The 5,945-nt window shown below is 40.1% G+C and carries 9 protein-coding genes and 1 pseudogene; 6 read left to right on the forward strand and 4 right to left on the reverse strand.

Annotated features, from left to right (window positions below):
- The coding region (locus AACT42_RS01405; RefSeq protein WP_254918669.1) for a hypothetical protein at positions 1-256 on the reverse strand (256 nt) is incomplete at its 3' end.
- A gap of 195 nt (positions 257-451) precedes the next feature.
- On the opposite strand from AACT42_RS01405, the gene AACT42_RS01410 reads away from it, so the two are divergent.
- The 5 genes from AACT42_RS01410 (at position 452) to AACT42_RS01430 (ending at position 2,929) form a co-directional block, all read left to right on the forward strand.
- Positions 452-769, forward strand: a complete 318-nt coding sequence (locus tag AACT42_RS01410) for a DUF4144 domain-containing protein (RefSeq protein WP_019281465.1) — start codon at positions 452-454, stop codon at positions 767-769.
- A 43-nt stretch (positions 770-812) separates the two neighbouring features.
- Positions 813-1,481: an AbiU2 domain-containing protein gene (locus AACT42_RS01415; RefSeq protein ID WP_176432249.1), complete on the forward strand. Its 669-nt coding sequence runs from the start codon at positions 813-815 to the stop codon at positions 1,479-1,481.
- Between the two features lie 204 nt (positions 1,482-1,685).
- Entirely contained in the window at positions 1,686-2,024 is a 339-nt protein-coding gene (locus AACT42_RS01420; RefSeq protein ID WP_094183008.1) for a hypothetical protein, read from the forward strand.
- Positions 1,975-2,445, forward strand: coding sequence for a hypothetical protein (locus AACT42_RS01425; RefSeq protein WP_094183009.1), 471 nt, complete (start codon positions 1,975-1,977; stop codon positions 2,443-2,445). The genes AACT42_RS01420 and AACT42_RS01425 overlap by 50 nt, the downstream gene beginning before the upstream one ends.
- Positions 2,446-2,641: 196 nt before the next feature.
- Positions 2,642-2,929 carry a hypothetical protein gene (locus AACT42_RS01430; protein WP_094183010.1) on the forward strand — a complete coding sequence of 96 codons (288 nt, stop codon included), beginning with the start codon at positions 2,642-2,644 and terminating at the stop codon, positions 2,927-2,929.
- A gap of 46 nt (positions 2,930-2,975) precedes the next feature.
- Here the strand turns inward: AACT42_RS01430 and AACT42_RS01435 are convergent.
- A pseudogene (locus tag AACT42_RS01435) lies at positions 2,976-3,945 on the reverse strand (IS30 family transposase).
- A 728-nt stretch (positions 3,946-4,673) separates the two neighbouring features.
- On the opposite strand from AACT42_RS01435, the gene AACT42_RS01440 reads away from it, so the two are divergent.
- The gene (locus AACT42_RS01440) at positions 4,674-5,114 is read left to right on the forward strand and encodes a hypothetical protein (protein WP_029190018.1); all 441 of its coding nucleotides are present in this window, start codon (positions 4,674-4,676) and stop codon (positions 5,112-5,114) included.
- 121 nt (positions 5,115-5,235) lie between these two features.
- Here AACT42_RS01440 and AACT42_RS01445 read toward each other — a convergent pair whose 3' ends face one another.
- Positions 5,236-5,535 (reverse strand): type II toxin-antitoxin system RelE/ParE family toxin, encoded by a 300-nt coding sequence (locus AACT42_RS01445; protein WP_094183012.1) that lies wholly within the window; start codon positions 5,533-5,535, stop codon positions 5,236-5,238.
- Positions 5,532-5,774, reverse strand: coding sequence for a type II toxin-antitoxin system ParD family antitoxin (locus AACT42_RS01450; RefSeq protein ID WP_017045414.1), 243 nt, complete (start codon positions 5,772-5,774; stop codon positions 5,532-5,534). The genes AACT42_RS01445 and AACT42_RS01450 overlap by 4 nt, the downstream gene beginning before the upstream one ends.
- Positions 5,775-5,945: the final 171 nt, after the last annotated feature.

Consider the following 5,945-nt stretch of genomic DNA (forward strand, 5'->3'; position numbering starts at 1 on the left):
TTGAACTAACCGAAGTCTTCTTACGGGAAGTGGTGTGTTTGTTTATTTCTTTGGTGTGGCTTCTTTGGTTTTGAGGCTCTTTCGCGCTTAAATGGATTTCGTGCACTTGGTTGTTGGCTTCTTCGAAAGAATTCTTTGTAAATTTAAGTCCTAGAAGCTCGTCAAGTTTTCCTGTTATTTCTTCTTTGCCAAGTGCTTTTCGTGGATTGGGTTTTAGTTTCTCAGTTGTCCGTTTTACTTTGTCGCTTGAAAACAATAATGTGTTTTAAATTAGGCCGTTGGGTAGTAAATCTCCGGCTAAAGTGCAGCAGCTAACAAACGGCTCAAGAGGGATTGCCAACGCGTGGCGACTTTAGTGCAAAATTGAAGTTCAGTGTTTACGGTGTGTTTTTTAAGTTCGGCGATGCGTTGTCAACCCCTTAGCCGGGCGTTATGTTTATTGGAGAAATTCATGGTCAATTGGCCTTGTATCCTGAAATTGGATGGTGACGATGAGCTCATTTATTTGGGCTCAGAAACTGACTTGAACTGCGAATGTGTGGGGTTGATTTTTAGCTCAGATGATCGAGTAATCGATTCTGAAGGCTTTGTATACTCATTGGTTTCAGATGCTTCAACAGCGATTAACTTGGTTGGAAACTCAGTCCAGATTTCAGCAGAAGATGCATCAAGATTGATTCAATGTCACGAGTTTTGTCGAGCTGAAGTTTGTTTGACAAAAATTCAATTTGAGACGGTAAGTGACGCAATTAAGTGCCTTAAATCTTAGGCTAAATAAACATAACAAACGGTTCAAGAGGGACTGCCAACGCGTGGCGGTTTTAGTTCAAATCGGCATTTGTGATTACGGTTGTTATTTTGAGTTCAGTGTTTTGCGTTGTCAGCCCCTTAACCGGGCGTTACATGCTTTGGGAGAAAAAATGGAAGCAGTTGAAAAACTCAAATCATTACTGATTGATGTATCTACAGATATGAAGTTTTACGAGCAAATTTTCGGTGTTAAAGAGAATATCCAGACATTGGTTGAATTTAGTAATTGGGTCTTCTCGAATTACCAAAGCGCACTTGTGAACTCCATCATGATGAAAGTATCCAGATTAATGGACCCAGTTGCGAGTTGCGGTGAAGATAACCTGTCTTTCAAGAATGTCGTGGAGCGTTGCGATTTGTCTAACGACGAGCAGATTTTGCCCCTGCTAGCGGAACTAGATCAGGTTTACAAAACGACTGGGTTAAAAAACTATAGAAATAAAGTCCTATCACATAACGACGCTAAATCACTACTTACTAACAAGTCGACGAAAGTTAACTTAAATCAAGTTGAGCTTAGTGAACTTATAAAAGATATGTGGCATCTTCTCGCAGTTATTGAACATCGCTCCGGTTTGGAAAATTCAGTCCCTGAATATTCGACTGAACACTTAATTCCAGCAAGTGAAGATGGTGAATGGTTCATCGAAAAACTGCGAAGACGCATGTAACAAAGCATTTAAGAGTGATTCGCAACGCTTGGCAGTTTCGCTTCGCTCAAGTATAGCCAAGCGTCGCTCACACCTTAATGCGGCGTTATGTTGTCGTGGCTTTTGGTGATTTTACTTCAAATTTTGAAATAAAAAGCCATTTCTTAACAATTGCCGTCTATTTTTTTATAAAAATTAGATAGTTAGTATTATCTGGAGAAATAGATGTCCTTAAAAGACTATTGTTCCATTGAAGGGTTGAAATTGTCATCTAGGTCAAGATCAACTTTACAAATTATTGATTATAAAGTTGATTTGGCCAATTATTTGGCAACTTTTATGGTGACAAGCCCTATTCTTGAAATATTTAAGACTAATGGTGGCGGTGTCACTCAAGTCGCTCAGGACATATATGAATATCACTGGGATGAATTTGGGCAGGCGATGGCTTCAATTAACCCAATACTGCGCCGACAAGTTTATAACCTAGCACAGCAAGAAGAGTTGTTTACCTATGGAAAAGAGCAAAAATTTTGGAAATGTATCAGTGAAGCTGCTTTGTAGCGTCGCTTTACTAACTATCGTTGGTTGTGTACCTCTGGGTGTGCAAAATGATGGCCTTAATGAAACATACAGTGAGTTAGTCAATCAACGTTCTTCGTGTTTTGAGCAATCTGCCGAAGGTAGTCAGTTTTTTCCTGCTTCTGATTGGTTGGCTAATTTAAAAAATGAAGAAAAGCAATTAGTCGTAAGCTATTTGTCTCAATATGCATTTAATAAATGCCTTGAACCTCAAGTTAAGCATTTTGAACAAGAGCTAGCTAAAGAGTCTCCGAGTGTTCAACGCTTTATCAAAGAGCAAGTAGCTATGTTTCCTTATATTGCTCAAAAGCCAGATGGTATCGATGAAGAGCAATTACATAATATAGAAATCAATATTACTATGCCGTTTATCGCCAGTGAGGTTTATGAGTCACTCAAATAGTAACAACATAACAAACGGTTTAAGAGGGATTGCCAACGCTTGTCGGTTTTGATGCAAAATTAAAATTCGGTGTTTACAGTGTGTTTTTTTAGTTTTGTGGTGCGTTGTCAACCCCTTAACCGGGCGTTATACCCTTTTATATTCCACATCAGAGGGTTATCATCCTATATGGTGTTCTTTATATTGTGAGTCTGTTGTGAAGTTTTGGCCTATTTCAGTAGTTTTGATAAGCGTTTTTTCCTTTGATAGTTTAGCGAATGATGTTTTGGACACTACTCCCTTATACCCAGATGAAAAAGGGTGTGCGAGTATTGTTTGTAAAAATGTAATTGAACCTCAGAGTGTCGATAAAGCTGATGACTTTCCTGAAAGGGCTGGTAATGAAACCTTGTATTTTATCGGTAGTTTTCTATTTGCTATCGGTGAAATGGGTTTAGCTGAGAATTTGCAGGAAGAAGAATTTAGCGGAACGGCTAAAAACTAGAGGTTTTAAAAACGGGCTTAGTATCAAGTTTGAAGTGCGACACTTTTTAAAGATGCGCATGAATATACTCCAGTGGTGTTCTATACCCAAGTCTTTTGCGTGGGCGCGTATTTAATTTGTGTGTAATTTCATTGCAGAGCTTCTGTGTCAGGTGTGACATGGAAGTTCGTTTTGGTAAGTATTTGTCGTATCAAGCTATTGGTGTTTTCATTAGTGCCTCGCTCCCATGAATGGTATGGATTTGCAAAGTAAAACAGACAGTTATGATGTTTTTCTAGTTGCGCATAACCATGAAATTCAGTGCCGTTATCCGCCGTTATCGTCTTAAAAGGTAAGTCAGAGCGGGTCATGATTTTGCTCATTCTTACGTTGAGTGACTCGGATGTTCTATCGTCCATTTGCCCAATAAAAGTGTAGCCAGTCATTCTGTCGACTAAAGTCACGATACAGTGCTTGGTTCCACGGCCCACAACGGTATCAATTTCCCAATGGCCAGGCTCTTTTCGATGCTCAGCGTCTGCAGGTCTTTCGGTAATATGACGCTTATTTGCCAGCCGTCCTCGACTGTCTTTTGAGTTGTACCTTTTACGCCTTTTCTTGGTGGATTAGCGTAGGTGTTTCCATAGCGTTCCACCGAGAGTTTTGTCGTTCCAAACATGCTGATAAATGAGTTCGTGGCTCATTGTTGGATAGCCTCTCATCCTTAGGTATCCGACGATTTGCTCAGGGCTCCAGTCCAGTCGTAGCAAGGCTTCAGGTAGTCTGAAGTCAAGTTCGGTATAGCGTTTATTTCGCCGTGAACGACTAAGCCGGTTGCGCGCCATTTGCTGTGCTCGCTCTGGTTGATAAGAGTACCTATCGAAGAACTTGTTGTAACGACAATTACGTTCAATTTCTCGATAGATAGTGGCTTTGTGACGTCCCAGTTGTTTAGCTATTTTTGCGGTACTGATCCCTTGCTTTCTGAGCGCAGAAATCATATACCTTTCGTTCTCGGTGAGGTGCGTGTATTTCATGTTTTTTACTTCTTGGCGGGAGCAAACTTCATGATTATCGCACCTTACTGTTTTTATGTTCAGAGGTGTCGCACTTCGTACTTGAATCCAAGGGGTATAACAAACAATTTAAGAGGGATTCCCAACGCTTGGCATTTTGCTTCTACTTCAATTTTAGTGTTTACGGTACAATGCGTTAGGTTAGGTGGTAGCGTTGCTCACCCCTTAATTGGGCGTTAGTTGCCAGCGGTAAAAACGCAGCTAAGGCAGAAAATTTAGGGTTAATGAATTGTGCAATGTTGCTCGGCTTTGTGCATAGGTGTAGTTTGCTGAAGTTGCGTTCAATGGTTAATGCTGTGGTTTTGGTTTGCCGTTTCAGACGCAAATTTACTCGTTGAAAGTCAGCTTTGTGACATTGCCTTTCCAAAAGATCTTTTTGGTGCTTTCAGCCAGCTTTCTACGGCGTTGTAAGTTCCAAGTGGTTTCAGTGACAGGTGCTTTGAAACTGCGCCTGATTTGAGCTTTCAAAGCGTATCAAAGATGGCGTTGGCAAAGTGGAAATAACTGGAAATCAAAGGTTTAGAATGGCAACTAACAAACAATTTAAGCTGATTCGCAACGCTCAGCGCTTTCGGTTTCAATCTGTTTAGTGATTACGGTGAAGTGTTTGAGTAAGGTGGCAGCGTTGCTCACAACTTAATTGGGCGTTATGCTCTAGTCACAATCAAACTATTTTGGAATATATCACAATGAAAAAATTAACAATTCTAGCTCTTTCATCACTGGCTTTCTTCTCATCTAACACTTTTGCTAGAGATGATGTGGGTAATTATTCGATTACAAAGGCAATGAGCTCTGAAGTGGCTAAATCTAAATTAGGCACTGAAGTTTCATTTTACTTTGGCGAGCAGAGTTACGGCAAAGTTCTCAAAGAATTAGGTGAATTTAAAACCAGTAAAAAAACGAACGCTTTCAATAAAACAGATGAAGAAGCGTGCAACTGGGTTTTTCTTTCTGCCATGATTGCTCTTAAAGACAGAGCGATAAAAGAGGGTGGAAATGCAGTAGTTAATATCAAATCAAATTACAAAAATAACCTCACTTCAAGCAACGATACTTTTCAATGTGGTGCTGGAGCCGTAATGGCTGGAGTTGCATTGAGTGGTGAAGTTGTGAAGCTCAAAAAATAAGCATAACAAACGGCTCAAGAGGGATTGCTAACGCATGGCGACTTTAGTGCAAAATTGAAGTTCAGTGTTTACAGTGTATTTTTTAAGTTCGGTGGTGCGTTGCCAACCCCTTAACCGGGCGTTATGCGCCAAAGAATGGATTTACATCCATACTCTTATGCAAGATTCTTATGATCTGGATGTTTTGGCTACCAATTTGTTGATAAAAAATAACATGGCTTCCTTGTGGGAATTTTCGGTAGCCATCTCTGATTTCATCACAAGTTTTACCGATATCAGGATTTTCAGCGAGTAGCCAAAATGATTCATCGAATTGTTTGAGATAAATATTTCGTTGCTCGCGGCCCCACCTGCGAGAGGTAAATAAGGCAATATCTTTTAAATCGGATTTTGCCTTGTTGGTTAGTTGGAATGGTTTCATTTTCTTTCTTCGCTATCTAGTTCACTGATAAACGAATCGAGGTCATAATCAGCCATACCACTTTCTTCACCTTCAACGAGCAGTTGTCGTAAAGTGTTCATTTTCGTTTCTTGTGTTTCGAGTAAACGTAGAGCGGAACGAATTACTTCACTTGCTGAGCCATAGCGTCCACTTTGGATTTGGCTACTAATGAAACCATCAAAGTGGTCGCCGAGAGTGATGCTAGTATTTTTAGCCATTGTAATCTCCTAATACCAAATAGTACCTAATTATGGTATTAACTTGAGGTAATCGCAAGTGGCGCTTAGTATCAAGTTTGAAGTGCGACACTTTTTAAAGATGCGCATGAATATACTCCAGTGGTGTTCTATACCCAAGTCTTTTGCGTGGGCGCGTATTTAATTTGTGTG

It is taken from the genome of Vibrio sp. V15_P4S5T153, assembly GCF_963874485.1.
GTDB classification, from domain to species: domain Bacteria; phylum Pseudomonadota; class Gammaproteobacteria; order Enterobacterales; family Vibrionaceae; genus Vibrio; species Vibrio anguillarum.

What these genes read in the sequence shown, in the direction of transcription:
- AACT42_RS01410 (WP_019281465.1), top strand. Translation starts at nt 452, where the DNA reads ATGGTCAATTGGCCTTGTATCCTGAAATTGGATGGTGACGATGAGCTC.
- AACT42_RS01420 (WP_094183008.1), top strand. Translation starts at nt 1,686, where the DNA reads ATGTCCTTAAAAGACTATTGTTCCATTGAAGGGTTGAAATTGTCATCT.
- AACT42_RS01425 (WP_094183009.1), top strand. Translation starts at nt 1,975, where the DNA reads ATGGAAAAGAGCAAAAATTTTGGAAATGTATCAGTGAAGCTGCTTTGT.
- AACT42_RS01440 (WP_029190018.1), top strand. Translation starts at nt 4,674, where the DNA reads ATGAAAAAATTAACAATTCTAGCTCTTTCATCACTGGCTTTCTTCTCA.
- AACT42_RS01445 (WP_094183012.1), bottom strand. Translation starts at nt 5,535, where the DNA reads ATGAAACCATTCCAACTAACCAACAAGGCAAAATCCGATTTAAAAGAT.
- AACT42_RS01450 (WP_017045414.1), bottom strand. Translation starts at nt 5,774, where the DNA reads ATGGCTAAAAATACTAGCATCACTCTCGGCGACCACTTTGATGGTTTC.